This is a genomic window from Geodermatophilus sp. URMC 63 (assembly GCF_053502565.1).
The window spans coordinates 2,825,992-2,843,609 of sequence record NZ_CP199956.1 but is presented as its reverse complement, the minus strand read 5'-3'; the positions used below and the strand labels follow the sequence as shown (position 1 = coordinate 2,843,609).

Here is a 17,618-nt window from a genome sequence, read left to right as displayed (position 1 = left end):
CTCAGCCGCGCCAGGTCTCGAGCAGCCGCAGCCAGATCTCGCTGATCGTCGGGTAGGCCGGGACGGCGTGCCAGAGCCGGGAGATCGGCACCTCCCCGACGACCGCGACCGTGGCCGACTGCAGCAGCTCGGCCACCGCCGGGCCGACGAAGGTGACGCCGAGCAGCACCTCGCGCTCGGGATCGACGACCGCGATCGCCGTCCCCTCGTAGCCGTCGGCGAACAGCGCGGCGCCGGCCACCGAGCCGATGGGGTACTCCACGACGCGGTGCGGCAGCCCGGCCTCCCGGGCCTGCGCGCTGGTCAGGCCGACGCTGGCCACCTGCGGGTCGGTGAAGACGACGGCGGGCGTGGCGGCGCGGTCGGCGGTGGCCACGTGCGGCGACCAGTCCTCGGTCGAGACCTGCTCGCCGCGGGCGCGGGCCACGATCGCCGCGCCGGCCTGGCGGGCCTGGTACTTGCCCATGTGGGTGAGCAGCCGGCGGCCGTTGACGTCACCGACGCCGTAGAGCCAGGGCAGGCCGCGCACCTGCAGCGTGTCGTCGACGTCGAGGGAGCGGCCGGGCTCGAGGCCGACGGTGTCGACGCCGATGTCGGTGGTGCGCGCCCGCCGGCCGACCGCGACCAGCACCTCGTCGCCGCGGACCTCCTCTCCGTCGACGGTGAGCACGACCTCGTCGGACTCGCGCCGGGCGGCCGCCACGTGCGCGCCGAGGCGGACGTCGACACCGCGGTCACGCAGCGAGGCGAGCACCGCCTCCCCGGCCTGCGGCTCGGCGCCGGGCAGCAGCCGCTCCCCGCGCTGCAGCAGGGTCACCTGCGAGCCGAGCGCTTTCCAGGCGAAGGACATCTCGCAGCCGACGTAGCCGCCGCCGACCACCAGCAGCCGGCGGGGCGCCTCCTTGGCGCTGGTGGCCTCGCGCGGCATCCACGGCTGCACGTCGGGCAGGCCCTCGACCGGCGGCACCGCAGGGGCCGACCCGGTGCAGACGGCGACGGCGTGCCGGGCGGTCAGCCGCGTCGTCCCGCCGTCGGGCCGGGTGACGACGACGGTGCGCTCGCCGTCGAGCCGGGCGGTGCCGCGGAGCAGGTCGATGCCGGCGCCCTCGACCCACTGCACCTGCGAGGTGTCGTCCCAGTCATGGGTGAAGGAGTCGCGGCGCTCGAGGGTGGCGGCGACGTCCTGCTCCCCCGTGACGGCGGCCGCCGCGCCCCGCACCGCCCTGACCTGCTCGATGGCCTCGGTGCCGCGCAGCAGCGCCTTGCTCGGCATGCACGCGTAGTAGGAGCACTCACCACCGACCAGGTGCTCCTCCACCAGCACCGCGGACAGGCCGCCGCGGACGACGACGTCAGCGAGGTTCTCCCCGGTCGGGCCGGCCCCGAGCACGACGACGTCGTAGGTCCCGTCTGCGTTGGTCTCTGCGCTGGTCTCTGTGCTGGTCTCCTCTGCGCTGCTCACCGCCCCATCCTCACCGTGTGGTCGACTGGCCGCCATGCCCCCGGACCGGCCCCCCGTCGACGCCGCCGCCTACGCCGCCGCGCTGCGCCAGTACGCCGCCGGGGTCGCCCTGATGACCGTCCGCGACGACACCGACGACGTCGGGACCACGGTCACCTCGGTGATGAGCGTCTCGGCCGACCCGCCGCTGGTGGCCGTCGGGCTGACCGCCGAGGGCTACCCGGCCGAGGTCCTGGAGGCGGTGGGCAGCTGCGCGCTGACCGTGCTCGCCGCCGGGCAGGCGATCCTGGCCAGCCGGTTCTCCTCCGCCGGCCGGCCCGGGGCGCGGCACCTGCTGGAGTCGGTGCCGTGGTCGCGGGCCGCGGGCAGCGACGCGATCGTGCTCGACGGCGGCGTCGTCGCGCTCGACTGCCGGCTCGACCGGCTGGTGCCCGCCGGCGACCACGTGCTCGCGCTGCTGGCCGTCGTCGGCGTCCCGGTGCTGCGGGAGGACGCCGCGCCCCTGCTGCGCCTGCGCGGCCGCTACGTCGACGCCCCCGGAGGCCGTTAGCGCGACGGGACCCTCCTCGGGGTCCCGGAAGCTCGGGGTCCCGGAAGCTCGGGGTCCCGGAATAGGGTCGGGGGCGATGAGCCAGCCGCAGACCCCCGTGCCGTCCGCGCTCCGGCGCGCCCTCGCCCGCGCCGAGCGGGGGGTGACCCTCGACGCCGGCGAGGCCGAGACCCTGCTCTCGGCCCGCGGGCTGGCCGACGGCGAGCCGCTGGACCGGCTGCTGACCGCCGCCTCCCGGGTCCGCGACGCCGGGCTGGCTTCGGCCGGGCGGCCGGGCGTGGTCACCTACAGCCGCAAGGTGTTCATCCCGCTCACCCACCTGTGCCGCGACCGCTGCCACTACTGCACGTTCGTGACCACGCCCGGGCAGCTCCGCCAGGAGGGGAAGGCACCGTTCCTCTCCCCCGACGAGGTGCTGCAGGTCGCCCGCGACGGCGCCGCGCTGGGCTGCAAGGAGGCGCTGTTCACCCTCGGCGACCGCCCCGAGGAGCGCTGGCCGGTCGCCCGCGAGTGGCTGGAGGCCCACGGCTTCGACTCCACGCCGGCCTACCTGCGCGCGATGGCCATCCGGGTGCTCGAGGAGACCGGGCTGCTGCCCCACCTCAACCCCGGCGTCATGACCTGGGAGGAGGTGCAGCGGCTCAAGCCGGTGTCGGCCTCGATGGGGATGATGCTCGAGACGACGGCGACCCGGCTGTGGTCGGAGCGCGGCGGCCCGCACTTCGGCAGCCCCGACAAGGAGCCCGCCGTCCGGCTGCGGGTGCTCGAGGACGCCGGCCGCTCCGCCGTCCCCTTCACCACCGGCGTGCTGCTGGGCATCGGCGAGACGCCGGCCGAGCGGGTCGAGGCGGTCCTGGCGATCCGGGCCGCGCACTCCCGGCACGGGCACGTGCAGGAGGTCATCGTCCAGAACTTCCGGGCCAAGCCGCGCACCGCGATGGCCGCGCACGACGACCTCGCGCTGCAGGAGTACGTGGCCGCCGTCGCCGTCACCCGGCTGCTGCTCGGGCCGAGGATGCGGGTGCAGGCGCCGCCGAACCTGTCGGACTCCACCGAGCTGGGCCTGCTGCTGCGCGCCGGCGTCGACGACTGGGGCGGGGTCAGTCCGCTGACCCCCGACCACGTCAACCCCGAGCGGCCCTGGCCGAACACCGACACGCTCGCCGCGCTCAGCGCCGAGGGCGGGTTCACGCTGCGCGAGCGGCTGGCCGCCCAGCCCCGCTACGTGCTCGAGCCCGAGCCGTGGCTGGACCCGCGGGTGCGCCCGCACGTCGCCGCGCTGGCCGGGCCCGACGGGCTGGCGGTCGAGGGCCGCATCCCCGCCGGGCTGCCGTGGCAGGAGCCCGACGAGGCCTGGGTGTCCTCGGGCCGGGTCGACCTGCACGTCGAGGTGGACACCGTCGGGCGCACCGGCGACCGGCGCAGCGACTTCGACGCCGTCTACGGCGACTGGGCCGAGCTGCGCGACCGGACGACGGCCGCCCGCGACGGGCACTCCACCGCGCTGGCCGTGGGTGACCCGGAGGTGCACGCGGCGCTGCGGGCCGCCGAGCGCGACCCGGCGGGGCTGTCCGACGGGCAGTACCTGGCGCTGCTGGGCGCCGACGGCCCCGACCTCGAGGCGCTGTGCGCGCTGGCCGACGCCGTCCGCCGCGACGTCACCGGCGACGACGTCACCTACGTCGTCAACCGGAACATCAACTTCACCAACGTCTGCTACACCGGCTGCCGGTTCTGCGCGTTCGCCCAGCGGCGCACCGACGCCGACGCCTACACGCTGTCGCTGGCCGAGGTCGGCGACCGGGTCGACCAGGCGTGGGCCGCGGGAGCCACCGAGATCTGCATGCAGGGCGGCATCCACCCCGACCTGCCCGGCTCGGCCTACCTGGACCTGATCGGTGAGGTGAAGCGCCGGCAGCCCGGCATCCACCTGCACGCCTTCTCCCCGATGGAGATCGTCAACGCCGCCGCCCGCACCGGGCTGTCGTTCGCGGACTTCCTCACGGCGGCGAAGGAGGCCGGGCTCGACAGCGTCCCGGGCACGGCGGCGGAGATCCTCGACGACGACGTCCGCTGGGTGCTGACCAAGGGCAAGCTGCCCGCCGCGACCTGGGTGGAGATCATCTCGACCGCGCACCGGGTGGGCATCCCGACGACGTCGACGATGATGTACGGCCACGTCGACACCCCGGCCCACTGGGTGGCGCACCTGCGCACGCTCGCCCGGCTGCAGGACGACACCGGCGGGTTCACCGAGTTCGTGCTGCTGCCCTTCGTGCACCACAACGCGCCGATCTACCTCGCCGGCGTGGCGCGGCCGGGGCCGACGGTACGGGAGAACCGGGCACTGCACGCCGTCGCGCGACTGCTGCTGCACGGGCGCATCCGGAACGTGCAGACCTCCTGGGTCAAGCTCGGCGAGGCCGGCACGCGGGCGGTGCTGCAGGGCGGGGCCAACGACCTCGGCGGCACGCTGATGGAGGAGACGATCAGCCGGATGGCCGGCAGCGAGAACGGGTCGCTGAAGACCATCGCCGAGCTCGAGGCGGTCGCGGCGTCCATCGGCCGGCCGGCGCGGCAGCGCACCACCGAGTACGGGACGCCGTCGGCCGAGCGGCTGGCCACCGCCCGCTCCGACGAGGGCCGCCGCCGGCTCACCCTGTCGATCACCCCCGCCTGAACCCCGTCGAGATCGCGCGATCTCGGCGCCCAGGCCGGCCTGGGCGGTCGAGATCGCGCGATCTCGACCGAGGGAACACGACGCGACGGGACCTGCGCCCCCGAGCGCGCAGGTCCCGTCGCGGGTCCGGAGGCCCCGGTCAGGCGACGGGGGCCGGCTGCCGGGGCGCGGGGCCGGCGGGAGCCGGCTGCGAGTGGTCGTGCGCGGGCGCGGGCTGCGGGCGGCCGAACAGGTAGCCCTGGGCGTGCGAGCAGGCGAGGTCGTCGAGGAGGGCGTGCTGCTCCTGCGTCTCGACCCCCTCGGCGACGACCTCCAGCTGCAGGCTGCGGGCCAGCTCGATGATCGAGGCGACCAGGGTGGTCGAGCGGCCCTCGCTGCCGAGGTCCTGCACGAAGCTGCGGTCGATCTTGACGATGTCGGCGGGCAGCCGGCGCAGGTAGGACAGGCTGGAGTAGCCGGTGCCGAAGTCGTCGATGGCGATCCGGACGCCCAGGCCCCGCAGCGCGCGCAGCTGGTCGACGACCTGGTCGACGTCGCTGAGCAGCACGCCCTCGGTGACCTCCAGCGTCAGCTGGCCGGCGGGCAGGCCGTGCCGGGTCAGCACCTCGTCGACCAGCCCGACGACGTCGTCGTCGACCAGCTGCCGCGGCGAGAGGTTGACCGCCATGCCGACGGGCCGGCCGGACTCCGCCGTCCACACGGCGGCCTGGCGCACCGCCTGGTCGAGCACCCACCGGCCGATCTCGACGATGTGCCCGCTCTCCTCGGCCATCGGGATGAACTCGACCGGCGGCACCATGCCCCGCTCGGGGTGCGCCCAGCGCAGCAGCGCCTCGTAGCCGGTGGTGCGCCCGTCGGCCAGCGCGATGGTCGGCTGGTAGTGCACGGCGAGCTGGTCGGCTCCGGTGGCGACGGCGAGGTCGGCGAGCAGGGTGGCCTTGTCCTCGGCGGCCTGGGCCATGCCCGGCGTGTAGCGGACCAGGCGGTTCTTGCCCTGCGCCTTGGCCTGGTACATGGCCAGGTCGGCGTTGCGCAGCAGGGTGCCGGCGCGGCGGTCGCCGGCGGTGGCGGTGTCGGCCACGCCGATGCTGACGTGCACGGTCAGCGGGCGGCCGCCGACGACGACCGGCTCGGCGAGGGCGACGAGCACCCGCCCACCGATCGCCGTCGCCACCTCGGCGCCACCGTCGACCACGATGACGAACTCGTCACCGCCCAGCCGCGCGACCTCGTCGCCGGACCGGGTGCAGGCCCGCAGCCGCTCGGAGACCGCCGTCAGCAGCTGGTCACCGGCGGCGTGACCGCGGGTGTCGTTGACGTCCTTGAAGTCGTCGAGGTCGAGGAACAGGACGCTGACGGGGCCGCCGCGGCGGGCCAGCAGCCGCTCGGCGTTCTCGTGCACCAGCGTGCGGTTGGCCAGCCCGGTGAGCGGGTCGTGCAGGCCCTGCTGCTCGTTGAGCCGCCAGGACGCCAGGTGGGCCAGGCTCGCGCCGAGCACGAAGCCGCCGTGCACGAGCGCCCACAGCCACGGGGAGTGGTGGGCGGCGGCGTGCCCGAACACCGAGTGCGGGAACAGCGTGCCGAGCAGTCCGTGGTGCAGCACGACCACGCCCAGCGCCAGGCCGAAGGGTGCCCAGCTCTGGTACAGCGAGACCAGGCCGACGACGAAGAAGAAGGAGAAGTGGGCCTCGGTCAGCCCGTCGAGCAGGTGCACGAGCAGCACCGAGGCGGCCAGCAGGCTGGTCGTCGTCCCGGCGGTCCGCAGCGTGCGGCCGGCACCGGGCAGCAGGGAGAAGACCAGCGGGTAGGCCGTGGCGGCCGCCATCAGCACGGCGGCCAGGACCGAGCGGCCCAGGCACAGCGCCAGGACGCCGATGCCGGCCGCCTGCGCCGCGGACACCCGCACCAGCAGCAGGTGGCGCCTCCGCCAGGTCCCCTCGGGCAGCATCCGCCCCTCGGGCAGGTGGCTGCGCAGCCGGATGAGCACGCGGAGGTCCATGCCTCCCCCATCGGCCCCCTCGCCGGGCCGCTCCAGGCGGGGGCGCCGGGCCTCACCCCCGGGGGTGAACCGGTCGACGGCGCGGCAGGGCACCCGCCAGGACCGGCAGCGACCGGGCGGCGTGCCCGGCCGGCAGCGTCCACCAGCTCCCGAGCAGCGCGTCGAGACCGGGCTCGAGCCGGCCCAGCTCCGCGCCCGGGTCGATCTTCGCGGCCGTCCAGCTGGTCCAGGGGGTCGTCGGCATCGCCTACCCCGACCCGGGCGTCGGCTACTACGGCGACCCGGCGCTGGACGACGAGGAGGAGGCGCGCCTGGCCGCGCAGTCGCTGGACTCCCAGCGCCGCTACGAGGTGCTCGAGGTGGTCGGCGCGGGCACGACGCTGGGAATCGCCCTGCCGCTGTACGTCTCCCACTGGCTGCGGGTGCAGTCCGAGCGCGCGGCCGCGCCCGAGGTCGTCCCGACGGCCTGACGCGCCCGGCCCGGCGTCGCCCGGCGGCCTGCCCGGCGGGAGGGCAAGGTGGCGGTGTGCGTGCCATCAGCTACCGCCGCACCGGCGGCCCCGAGGTCCTGGAACTGCTCGACCTGCCCGTGCCCGACCCCGGCCCCGGCGAGGTGCGGGTGCGGCTGGCCTTCTCCGGCGTCAACCCCACCGACTGGAAGTCGCGCTCGGGCGCCACCGCCGGCGCACTCGGCACCGACGCCCAGGTGCCCAACCAGGACGGCGCCGGCACCGTCGAGGCGGTCGGGCAGGGCGTGGCCCCGGCGGTCGTCGGCCAGCGCGTCTGGGTCTGGGAGGCGGCCTGGCAGCGGCGCTGGGGCACGGCCGCCGAGTACACCGTCGTCCCGGCCCGGCAGGCGGTACTGCTCGGCGAGGGACCCTCGTTCGAGCTCGGCGCGGCCCTCGGCATCCCGTTCCTCACCGCGCACCGCTGCCTGACCCTCGGGGAGGCGCTGCCCGACCGGCTGGGTCCCGGCGCGCTCGCCGGCCGCACGGTGCTCGTGCAGGGCGGCGCGGGCGCGGTCGGCAACGCCGCGATCCAGCTCGCCCGCTGGGCCGACGCCACCGTCGTCGCCACGGTGAGCAGTCCGCACAAGGCCCAGCTGGCCGCCGCGGCCGGCGCCTCGCACGTCGTCGACTACCGCCGGCAGGACGTCGTCACCGAGGTGCGCAAGGTGGCGCCCCAGGGGGTCGACGTCGTCGTCGAGGTGGCACCGGCGGCCAACGCCGCCGTCGACGCGCAGCTGCTCGGGCCGCACGCCGCCGTCGCCGTCTACGCCAACAACGGTGGCGACGAGGTGACGCTGCCGGTGCGCCCGTCGATGACGCCCAACGCCCAGTGGCACTTCGTGCTGGTCTACACCGAGCCGGAGCGCGCCAAGGTGATCGGCGTCGAGGACGTCAACGCCGCCGTGCTCGACGGCGCCGTGCGGGTGGGCGAGGAGGCGGGGCTGCCCCTGCACGTCTTCCCGCTCGCCGAGACCGCCCAGGCCCACCGCGCCGTCGAGGAGGGCGCGGTCGGCAAGGTGCTGGTCGACGTGACGGCCTGACGGGCGCGCTGCCGCGGCGCTCCGTGGGGTTCACCAGGAGGCGAGCACGCGCGCGGGACCGCCCGAGCCCTCCTCGAACGGGATGAGGCCGACCACGATCATCGCGCCCGTGGGCGGGACGCCGTCGAGGGAGGCGAGGTTCTCCAGCCCGTAACGGTCGGCGCCGGTGAGCAGCAGGTGGGTGTCGAACGTCGTGGACACACCCGGGTCGATGCTCAGCGTGTCGACGCCGAGGCTGCGGATGCGCCGGTGCTCCAGCAGCCACGCGCAGGTGTCGGCACCGAAGCCGGGGAAGTGCAGCGTCCCCGCCGGGTCCGCGCCGCGGTAGGCCTGCGGGTCGTCGAACCTGCTGCCCCAGCCGGAGTTCATGAGGACGGCGGCGTCCTCCGGGATGCGGCCGTGGCGCTGCTCGTGCGCGCGGACGTCGTCGATCGTCACGACGGTGTCGGGCTCGTCCGCCGCGCGGCCGCTGATGTCGATGACGACGGCGGGCGTGACGAGCTCCTCGATCCGCAGCTCGGGCGCGAGGCGACCGCCCGCCGTGAAGTGTCCCGGCGCGTCGACGTGGGTGCCGGTGTGCTCGAAGAGGCGCCACTCCTGCAGGTAGTAGCCGTCCTGCTCGATCGTCGCGGCGGTGCTGCGGGACGGCGCCTCGCTCGGGTCGAACGTCGGCAGACCGGTGGTCAACGGGTGCGTGAGGTCGCACAACCCCCGTCCGCCCCGGCCCGGGGCCCGCGGTGTCCGGTCCTCGGCCCGGGCGGTACCGGCCAGCGCGGCGGTCACGGCCGCGGCCGCCCCGCCCCCCAGCGCTGCCCGCCGGGAGAAGCCGGCCCCGGTCCCGGCGCGTTCCTGCTGCGCCACCCTGCCCGTGTGCTCCGTGCACATGCGCGCTCTCCGTCGTCCCCGTGTCATCGGGCCCCTGGGCTCGGGGTCCGCGCACCATAGCGCCGGGACCGAGCGCCGGGACCGAGCGCCGGGACCGAGCGCCGGGACCGAGCGCCGGGACCGCACGTCGCCGCCCGGTGCCTCCCTCAGCCGACGCCGAGGTCGCGGGCGATGAGCATCCGCTGCACCTCGCTGGTGCCCTCGCCGATCTCGAGGATCTTGGCGTCGCGGTAGAAGCGGCCGACCGGCGTCTCGTTCATGAAGCCGTAGCCGCCGTGCACCTGGGTGGCGTACCGGGCGTTGTCCATGGCGACCTCGGAGCTGTAGAGCTTGGCGATCGAGGCCTCGCGGCGGAACGGCTCGCCGCGCAGCATCTTCTCCGCGGCCCGGTAGTAGGCCAGCCGCGCGGTGGAGGCCCGGACCTCCATGTCGGCGATCATGAACTGCACGGCCTGGTTGCGGCCGATCGGCTGGCCGAACGCCTCGCGCTGGGCGGCGTAGCGCACCGACTCGTCCACGCAGCCCTGCGCCAGGCCGACCGCGAGCGCGGAGATGGCCACCCGCCCCTCGTCGAGGATGGAGAGGAACTGCGCGAACCCGCGGCCGCGCTGGCCGACCAGGTTCTCCTCGGGCACGCGGACGTCGGCGAAGGACAGCTCGCGGGTGTCCGAGGCGTTCCAGCCCACCTTGGAGTAGCGCGGGCCCACGGTGAACCCCGGCGTCCCCGACGGGATCGCGATCGCCGAGACCTCCTTGCCGCCGTCGGGGCGGGTGCCGGTGACCGCGGTGACGGTGACCAGCTCGGTCAGGTCGGTGCCGGAGTTGGTGATGAAGGCCTTCGAGCCGTTGACGACCCAGTGGCCGTCCTCGAGCCGCGCGGTGGTGCGGGTGGCTCCGGCGTCCGACCCGCCGCCGGGCTCGGTCAGGCCGAAGGCGGCCAGCGCCTCCCCCGCGCACAGCCGGGGCAGCCACTCCTTCTTCTGCTCCTCGGAGCCGAACCGGTAGACCGGCATGGCGCCGAGCGAGACGCCGGCCTCGAGCGTGATGGCCACCGAGCTGTCGACCCGCGCGAGCTCCTCCAGGGCCACGCACAGGTCGAAGTAGGTGCCGCCGGAGCCGCCGTACTCCTCGGGGAAGGGCAGGCCGAACAGCCCCAGCTCGCCCATCTGCCGCACGATCGCGGTGGGGAACTCCTCGCGCTCGTAGAACTCCCCGATCTGCGGCGCCACGACCTCGAGCGCGAACTCGCGGACGGTCCGCCGCAGGGCCTCGGTCTCCTCGTCGAGCCGGTAGTCCAGCACGTGTGCCCCCTGCTTCCTGCGGGTGCCGGCGGGATCGCCCCGGTGCCCGCGCGTACGGCCGGCCCGGACGGCCCACCGCTCGGCCGCCAGGTTAACGACGGTTCACATCGGGGTCCAGTGGCGGCCGGGAGCGCTCCGGCCGGCGGCTAGCATCCGCGACGTGACCGCCGGCGCGCCCGACACCGGGACCGACACCGCGCTGTCGGCCGACGCCGCCCGGCCCTCGCGGCGGGAGCAGATCCTCCGGGCGGCCGCGCAGCTGTTCGCCGAGCGCGGGTCCCGGGCGGTCGGCGTGGACGACGTCGGGGCCGCCGTCGGCGTGACCGGGCCGGCCATCTACCGCCACTTCGCCAGCAAGGACGCGATGCTCGCCGAGATGCTCCTGCGCATCAGCGAGCGGCTGCTGGCCGGCGCGAGCGAGCGGGTGGCCGCGGCCGGCCCGGACCCCGCGGCGCAGCTGCGGGCGCTGGTCGCCTTCCAGGTCGCCTTCGCCCTCGACAACCCCGCGCTGATCACGGTGCAGGACCGCGACCTGGCGTCGCTGCCGCCCGCCGACGCCGCGACCGTGCGCCGGCTGCAGCGCCGCTACGTCGAGGTGTGGGTCGACGTCCTGACCCGGCTGCGCCCCGAGGAGGGCACGCACGCCAGCCGGGCCCGCGCGCACGCGGTCTTCGGACTGGTCAACTCCACCCCGCACAGCGCCGGACGGCTACCGCGGCCGGCGATGGCCGCCCTGCTCGCCGCGATGGCCGAGGCCGCCGCCACCGCCTGACCCACCGGGCCCCGCTCCCCGCGGAGAGGCGGAGGGAGGTCAGTCGCCGGCGGAGGCGGGCACCGGCAGCGCGAGACCGGTGCCGGCGACGAGGTCGAGGTCGTCCGCGCCGCCACCACCGGGCGCGGCCCACGCCGTCTCGACGATCGTGACGACCGACCCCTCGACGTTGCTCGCGTACTCGGCGTGGGAGAGCTCGGTGGGACCGCCGGCGTAGCGGACACCCTCGCGCAGCAGGTCGCTGACGTTGCCGCTGCCGTTGCGGTCGGCCAGGGCCCGCAGCGCCCGGGCGCCGGGGGCGTCCCCCATGTCCACCGCCGCCACCGAGACGACGACGGCCCGGCCACCGACGTCGGTGGAGTACAGCGCCCGCGACAGGCCCGCGCAGTCGCTCTGCTCGAAGAAGTCGGCCACCGCGCCGTAGGCGTTGCCGGTGCAGGTGTCCTCGGTCCGGACCTGCTGGAGGACGAACGTCGCACCGTCGAGCACCGTGCGGTCGCCCGGCTGCGGTCCGGCCGGCACCTGCGCGGCCGGGGCGCTGGGCGACGCCGGCTGCTGCGAGGTGGCCGAGGCGGTGTCGTCGTCCCCGGTCAGGCCGACGACCACGCCGACCACGACGACGAGCACGGCGAGGGCCGCGGCGACCGCCAGCGCGAGCCGGCGCCGGGCGGCCGGCGACCGGCGGCGCGGTCCCACGAGGGGCACCGGCGGGTCCGCCCCCTCGTCCGCCGGCACCGGGAGCGGGGCGGGCGCCGCTCCCGGGGCCACCGGAACGGCGGAGGCCGGCTCGGACACCTGCTCGGACACCGGTTCGGCGCCGGCGAAGAGCCCGCCGATGCCGCCGGTCTCGTCGCCGGCCACCTCGGGCAGGCCCTCGGGCGAGAGGACCTCCTGCCGTGGCACCGGCGCGGCGAAGCGGGCGGTGGCCGTCCGGCCCTGCGGCGCGGCAGGGGCGGCGGGCGGCACCGGCCAGGCCGACGGCGCGCCGGCCGGGGCCGGGACGACGGCGGCGCCGGCCGGGGCCGGGACGACGGCGGCGCCGGCCGCGGCACGGGCGGCCGCCTCCTCGTCGGCGCGGATGGCGGCCACGGCCACCGCGGCGGCCGCCACCGGGTCGACCAGCGGGCCGGGCGGCGCGGCGGCGGGCACCGGCGGGACGTCGCCGTGGGACGGGACGTCGCCGTGGGACGGGACGTCGCCGTGGGACGGGACGTCGCCGTGGGACGGGACGTCGGCGTACGAGGGGACGGGCGCGGCGACCGGGGCACCCAGCGCCGGGCTGGCGGCCATCGCCGCCGGCGCCAGCAGTTCGCGCTTGCGCAGGACGTAGGGCGAGTACGGGAACCCCTCGCCGTTGAGCTCCTCGACCGCGGGCCCCCGTCCGGGCAGCCCCAGCGCGATCAGCGCGGCGCGGACGTCGGCGGTGGTCCACAGCCGCGGGTTGTCCACGCCGGCGTAGCGGGCCGACCGGGCGATGCCCAGCAGCAGCGAGCGGGGCTCGAGCAGCGCCACCTGGTCGCCCTCGCCGAGGTCGCCGTCGGCGGGCACCAGACCGGTGAGGTCCCCGACGAGGACGGTCAGCCGGGCGATCCGGCCGGGCTCGAGACCGGCGCGGCGCAGCCGGACGGCGGCGTCCATGCCGGCCCGCATGAGCCCGTCCAGCGGCGTCGACCCACCGCCGGCCAGCTGCAGCACCTCGCCGGGTCCGGCGCCGGGGCCGATGGTCCAGGAGCCGTCGGGGGTCGCGGTGACCACGCCGGTCTGGCGCACCACCTCGACGACGCGCACGACCGCCAGCCCCTCGGGCACGAAGAGGACGGCGTCGGAGACGCGCCGCTCCATCGGCCCGTCGACGACGGGGATGGATGCGACGACCGCGCCGCGGACGGTCCCGCCGCGGTCCCATCGGGTCAGCTCGGCGAAGAGGGCGCTCTCCCCTGCCGTCTGCAGCGGCGTCGGGGTCAGGGCCAGCACGTCGTCCTCCGGGGGTCGGGTGCGGTGGGCAGGCGCCGGGGGCGCGCGGGAGCGGTCGTCGGGCCCGCGGGGCCGGCCAGGGCGGCTGCGCCCGACGTTACGTCATGTGACGGGGCGTTCCCGCTCCTCAACGCGGCGACGCGCCGTCCGCCGGCGGACCGGCGGGGACGCCGTCGGCCGTGCGGCCCGGCTCGACGGGGCGGCGCCAGGTGGCGAAGGCGGAGGTGTGCGCGACCACGTCGACCGCCGTCCACAGCAGCGTGGAGCCGACGACGACCAGGCCGATCGACCACCAGGTCCAGTCCCACGGCGGCAGCAGGCCGGCGAAGTCCTGCACCCAGCCGGCGGCGTAGACGGCGGCGGCGGTGATCGGGGCGGCGGCCCAGCCGGGCACCCGGTAGGTGACGGCCAGGTCGACGCAGACCGCGCCGACGAGCAGCACGAACGGCAGCACCGACGGCGGGAAGCCGATGGCGACCAGGCCCGCCCAGACGACGGCGCGGTAGGCGAGGTAGGCACCGGCGAGGACGGTCGCGGTCCACCGCAGGCCGACCACCCGGCGGGCGACGACCAGGGCGAGCAGGCCGGCGCAGACCAGCCACGCGGGGTGGACCCAGGCGGGCACCGGCAGCATGAACGCCGTCGGCGACTGCCCCTGCGCGGCGGCGAAGTCGAGCAGCTGCGGCTCGGCCGTCGTCCGGCCGGCCTCGTAGGCCCGCAGCGACAGGACGCCGTACTCCTGGTGCTGGTTGGGGAACAGGACGTTCTCCACGAAGAACAGCCACAGGCCCAGCGCGACCAGGTCGCGGGTGCGGCCCGGCGCGGCGTACAGCCACCAGCCGCGGATGGCCCCGGCCAGCATCACCGCCGTCCCGAGGTAGAGCAGCGCGTGACTGGGGCTCCAGCTGGTGATGTCCAGCCCGTTGACGCGGTGGTTGACGATGTCGATCGGGATGGCGACGAGGAACGTGCCGATCCCCCACTGCATGAGCCGCAGCGCCCGGCGGTCGACGCCGTGGCCGGTGTAGCCGTGGAACAGGACCAGGCCGATGACGACCGCCGTACCCGCCGAGTTGAGCAGGTGCGGGGGCGCCAGGTCGTCGCGCAGCCACCGGAAGTGCCAGGAGACGTCCCACGAGGAGCCCAGCATCTTGAGCAGGAAGGCGCCGAGCCAGGCGGTGTAGATCCAGCGCAGCTCGGTCGGGCTGGTCGGCCGCCCCGGGCGGCCCGGCGTCGTGTACGTCAGCCACAGCCAGCGGAGCAGGGCGAGCGGGTGCCGCAGCCCGGCGGCCAGCGAGCCCGGCGCCGAGGGCACCGCTCCGGGGCGCGCGACAGCGGGGGCGGGATGGGGCACGGGGTCTCCCTGGGGTGCGGGGCGAGTGGCCGAGCCTAGCGGCGGGAGTGGCCGATTCCGACCCCTCACGCCGCGCCGGTGGAACAGATGTGTCACGGGGCGGACACGCGTGGTGGCCGGGACGGACGGGACGCCCCGCCGGGCGCCCCGTAGGGTCGGGCGTCGTGGCGGAGAACGGCGGGCACCTGGTCTGGATCGACTGCGAGATGACCGGGCTGGACCTCACCCGGGACAAGTTGATCGAGATCGCGGTGGTCGTGACCGACTCGGAGCTGCGGATCCTGGACCCGGGCCTGGACCTGGTGATCTCCGCTGACGACGCCGATCTCGAGGGCATGGCCGACGTCGTCACCGAGATGCACGCGAAGTCGGGGCTCACCGAGTCGGTGCGGGCCTCCACGCTCACCGTGGCCGAGGCCGAGCAGCAGGTGCTGGCCTACGTGAAGCGCTGGGTGCCCGAGCGGCGCACCGCCCCCCTGTGCGGCAACTCCATCAGCACCGACCGCGGGTTCCTCGCCCGCGACATGCCCGAGCTCGACGACCACCTGCACTACCGGATGGTCGACGTCAGCTCGGTCAAGGAGCTGGCCCGCCGCTGGTTCCCGCGGGTCTACTTCGCCCAGCCGTCCAAGGGCCTGGCGCACCGGGCGCTGGCCGACATCATCGAGTCGATCCGCGAGCTGGCCTACTACCGCCGGACGCTGTTCGTCGACGCGCCCGGCCCCTCGACGTCGCAGGCCCAGCGCGCGGCCGGCGAGGTCTCGACCTCCTTCGCCGACGTCCTCGCCGCCGCCGACGCGAGCGCTCCGGACCAGGGCGACGCCGACGCGGCGGAGGGCACACCCCCGGCCGCGTCGGGGAGCTGACCGGCTCCGGTATCCTCGTCCGTGCTCCGCGGTGCCGTGTGCCCCGGGAGTGCACGTGGTGGGTGTAGCTCAGCTGGTAGAGCACCAGGTTGTGATCCTGGGTGTCGCGGGTTCGAGCCCCGTCACTCACCCCACGCAGGGAGGCCCTGACCGGTTCGCCGGCCAGGGCCTCCCCGCGTCCGAGCCCCGGGACGGCCGACGGAGGCGTTGGCGGGTCCCCGGGACCTGCGGGTCGACGCGGGCGGTCGGCCGGGGCTCGGCTCCCCGCGGCGGCCCGTCGGGAGGACGGGAGTGTGCGGCGCCCGCGGGCTGTTGCACCACGTGACCGACCGGTGCACGGCACCGGTCCCGCCGGAGCGCCGGCGGGAGGGACGACCGCACCACACCAGGAGACCGACGATGACCGCGCCTGCCCCGATCCGCCCGGACGACGCAGGATCCTCGTCGGCCGACGTGGTCGCCGAGGCCGCACGGCGGCGGACGTTCGCCGTCATCAGCCACCCCGATGCCGGCAAGTCGACGCTGACCGAGGCACTGGCCCTGCACGCCCGCGTGATCGGCCAGGCCGGCGCGGTGCACGGGAAGGCCGGGCGGCGCGGCACGGTGTCGGACTGGATGGACATGGAGAAGGCCCGCGGGATCTCGATCACCTCGGCCGCGCTGCAGTTCTCCCACCGCGGCGCCGTGGTGAACCTCCTCGACACCCCCGGGCACGCCGACTTCTCCGAGGACACCTACCGCGTGCTCACCGCCGTCGACGCCGCGGTCATGCTGGTCGACGCCGCGAAGGGCCTCGAGGCGCAGACCATGAAGCTCTTCGCCGTCTGCCGGCACCGCGGCATCCCCGTGGTCACCGTCGTCAACAAGTGGGACCGCCCCGGCAAGGACGCCCTGGAGCTGATGGACGAGGTCGCCGAGCGGACCGGTCTCACGTCGACGCCGCTGACCTGGCCGGTGGGGATCGCGGGCGACTTCCGCGGCGTCCTCGACCGGCGCGACGGCAGCTACCGGCGGTACACCCGGACCGCCGGGGGTGCCACGGTCGCCCCCGAGGAGGTCCTCTCCGCCGCCGAGGCCGCGGCCCGCGAGCCCGACGCCTGGGCCCGGGCGTGCGAGGAGGCCGACCTGCTGGCCGCGACGGCGGGCGAGCACGACCAGGACCTGTTCCTCTCCGGCGTGACGACCCCGGTGCTCTTCGCCTCCGCGGTCTCCAACTTCGGCGTGGGCGCGCTGCTGGACGTCCTCGTCGACCTGGCCCCCGCACCCGCCGCCCGGCCCGACGGGGACGGGGTGCCCCGCCCGGTCGACGCGCCGTTCAGCGCGTTCGTCTTCAAGGTGCAGTCGGGCATGGACGCCGCCCACCGCGACCGGCTGGCCTACATCCGGATCTGCTCCGGGGTGTTCGAGCGCGGCATGGTGGTCACCCACGCGTCGACCGGCCGCCCGTTCGCGACGAAGTACGCCCAGCACGTCTTCGGCCGCGAGCGCGAGAGCATCGACGTCGCCTACCCCGGTGACGTCGTCGGGCTGGTCAACGCCTCGGCGCTGCACGTCGGCGACACGCTGTACTCCGGGCGCCCGGTGACCTTCCCGCCGCTGACCACCTTCGCGCCCGAGCACTTCGCCGTCGTCCGGAGCGTCGAGACGGCCAAGCACAAGCAGTTCCGCCGCGGGATCGAGCAGCTGGAGTCCGAGGGCGTCGTCCAGGTGCTGCGCTCGGACCGGCGCGGGGAGCAGGCACCGGTGTTCGCCGTCGTGGGGCCCATGCAGTTCGAGGTGGCCACCCATCGCATGGAGCACGAGTTCTCCGCTCCGGTGCGGCTCGAGCCGCTCCCCTACACCCTCGCGATGCGCACCGACGAGCCCTCGGTGCCGCGCATCACCGCGACCACCGGCACCGAGGTGGTGCAGCGCAGCGACGGCGAGCTGCTCGCGCTGTTCACGAACAAGTGGGTCATGGGGGTGGTGCGCAACGGCAAGCCGGACGTGACGCTCGAGCCCCTGGTCGCCGCCCAGCTCGGCTGACTGTGAGGCTGGCCGGGTCGGTCCTTCGGTGATGGGCTGACGGTCGGCAGCAGTGGACGTGACCCTTCGTCTGACTGGCTTCGTGCCCTTCGAGCGACTTGTCCGCCCGCTGCTGCCGGCACCGGCCCGGCCGGAGACGTTGGCCTGATCAGGAGCTTGACCGCCAGTAGCCGCTGGCGTGTCTCATCACAGTCCTGCCAT

13 protein-coding genes and 1 tRNA gene are annotated in these 17,618 nt (G+C 75.7%); 7 read left to right on the top strand and 7 right to left on the bottom strand.

Features of this window, described 5'->3' with window-relative positions; all coding sequences use genetic code 11:
• Window position 1 precedes the first annotated feature (1 nt).
• Window positions 2-1,462: a dihydrolipoyl dehydrogenase family protein gene (locus tag ACWIZO_RS14025; protein WP_448638282.1), complete on the bottom strand. Its 1,461-nt coding sequence runs from the start codon at window positions 1,460-1,462 to the stop codon at window positions 2-4.
• A gap of 34 nt (window positions 1,463-1,496) precedes the next feature.
• Here ACWIZO_RS14025 and ACWIZO_RS14020 point away from each other — a divergent pair, with 34 nt between their 5' ends.
• Both ACWIZO_RS14020 and ACWIZO_RS14015 read left to right on the top strand, forming a co-directional pair.
• Complete coding sequence (locus ACWIZO_RS14020; RefSeq protein WP_448638281.1) at window positions 1,497-2,012, top strand: flavin reductase family protein; 516 nt, start codon at window positions 1,497-1,499, stop codon at window positions 2,010-2,012.
• Window positions 2,013-2,088: 76 nt separating this feature from the next.
• Window positions 2,089-4,692 carry a bifunctional FO biosynthesis protein CofGH gene (locus ACWIZO_RS14015; protein ID WP_448638280.1) on the top strand — a complete coding sequence of 868 codons (2,604 nt, stop codon included), beginning with the start codon at window positions 2,089-2,091 and terminating at the stop codon, window positions 4,690-4,692.
• Window positions 4,693-4,831: 139 nt separating this feature from the next.
• Here the strand turns inward: ACWIZO_RS14015 and ACWIZO_RS14010 are convergent, their stop codons facing one another.
• On the bottom strand, window positions 4,832-6,691 hold the full coding sequence (locus ACWIZO_RS14010) for a putative bifunctional diguanylate cyclase/phosphodiesterase (RefSeq protein WP_448638279.1): 1,860 nt from the start codon (window positions 6,689-6,691) through the stop codon (window positions 4,832-4,834).
• 52 nt (window positions 6,692-6,743) lie between these two features.
• On the bottom strand, window positions 6,744-6,935 hold the full coding sequence (locus ACWIZO_RS14005) for a hypothetical protein (protein WP_448638278.1): 192 nt from the start codon (window positions 6,933-6,935) through the stop codon (window positions 6,744-6,746).
• A 282-nt stretch (window positions 6,936-7,217) separates the two neighbouring features.
• Here ACWIZO_RS14005 and ACWIZO_RS14000 point away from each other — a divergent pair, with 282 nt between their 5' ends.
• Complete coding sequence (locus ACWIZO_RS14000) at window positions 7,218-8,240, top strand: NADPH:quinone reductase (RefSeq protein ID WP_448638277.1); 1,023 nt, start codon at window positions 7,218-7,220, stop codon at window positions 8,238-8,240.
• A 30-nt stretch (window positions 8,241-8,270) separates the two neighbouring features.
• On the opposite strand, the gene ACWIZO_RS13995 is transcribed toward ACWIZO_RS14000, so the two are convergent.
• Together ACWIZO_RS13995 and ACWIZO_RS13990 are read right to left on the bottom strand one after the other, a co-directional pair.
• On the bottom strand, window positions 8,271-9,125 hold the full coding sequence (locus tag ACWIZO_RS13995) for a cyclase family protein (RefSeq protein WP_448638276.1): 855 nt from the start codon (window positions 9,123-9,125) through the stop codon (window positions 8,271-8,273).
• Between the two features lie 146 nt (window positions 9,126-9,271).
• Window positions 9,272-10,426 carry an acyl-CoA dehydrogenase family protein gene (locus tag ACWIZO_RS13990; RefSeq protein ID WP_448638275.1) on the bottom strand — a complete coding sequence of 385 codons (1,155 nt, stop codon included), beginning with the start codon at window positions 10,424-10,426 and terminating at the stop codon, window positions 9,272-9,274.
• 160 nt (window positions 10,427-10,586) lie between these two features.
• On the opposite strand from ACWIZO_RS13990, the gene ACWIZO_RS13985 reads away from it, so the two are divergent.
• Window positions 10,587-11,198, top strand: coding sequence for an SACE_7040 family transcriptional regulator (locus tag ACWIZO_RS13985; RefSeq protein WP_448638274.1), 612 nt, complete (start codon window positions 10,587-10,589; stop codon window positions 11,196-11,198).
• A 39-nt stretch (window positions 11,199-11,237) separates the two neighbouring features.
• Here the strand turns inward: ACWIZO_RS13985 and ACWIZO_RS13980 are convergent, their stop codons facing one another.
• Window positions 11,238-13,172 carry a hypothetical protein gene (locus tag ACWIZO_RS13980; RefSeq protein WP_448638273.1) on the bottom strand — a complete coding sequence of 645 codons (1,935 nt, stop codon included), beginning with the start codon at window positions 13,170-13,172 and terminating at the stop codon, window positions 11,238-11,240.
• 127 nt (window positions 13,173-13,299) lie between these two features.
• Complete coding sequence (locus ACWIZO_RS13975) at window positions 13,300-14,526, bottom strand: hypothetical protein (RefSeq protein ID WP_448638272.1); 1,227 nt, start codon at window positions 14,524-14,526, stop codon at window positions 13,300-13,302.
• Between the two features lie 164 nt (window positions 14,527-14,690).
• Between ACWIZO_RS13975 and orn the strand changes: the two genes are divergently transcribed.
• The 3 genes from orn (at window position 14,691) to ACWIZO_RS13960 (ending at window position 17,417) form a co-directional block, all read left to right on the top strand.
• Entirely contained in the window at window positions 14,691-15,392 is a 702-nt protein-coding gene (gene orn / locus ACWIZO_RS13970) for an oligoribonuclease (protein ID WP_448638271.1), read from the top strand.
• Between the two features lie 58 nt (window positions 15,393-15,450).
• A tRNA-His gene (locus tag ACWIZO_RS13965) sits at window positions 15,451-15,526 on the top strand.
• Between the two features lie 265 nt (window positions 15,527-15,791).
• A complete protein-coding gene (locus ACWIZO_RS13960; RefSeq protein ID WP_448638270.1) occupies window positions 15,792-17,417 on the top strand; it encodes a peptide chain release factor 3 in 1,626 nt (541 codons plus the stop codon).
• Window positions 17,418-17,618 lie beyond the last annotated feature (201 nt).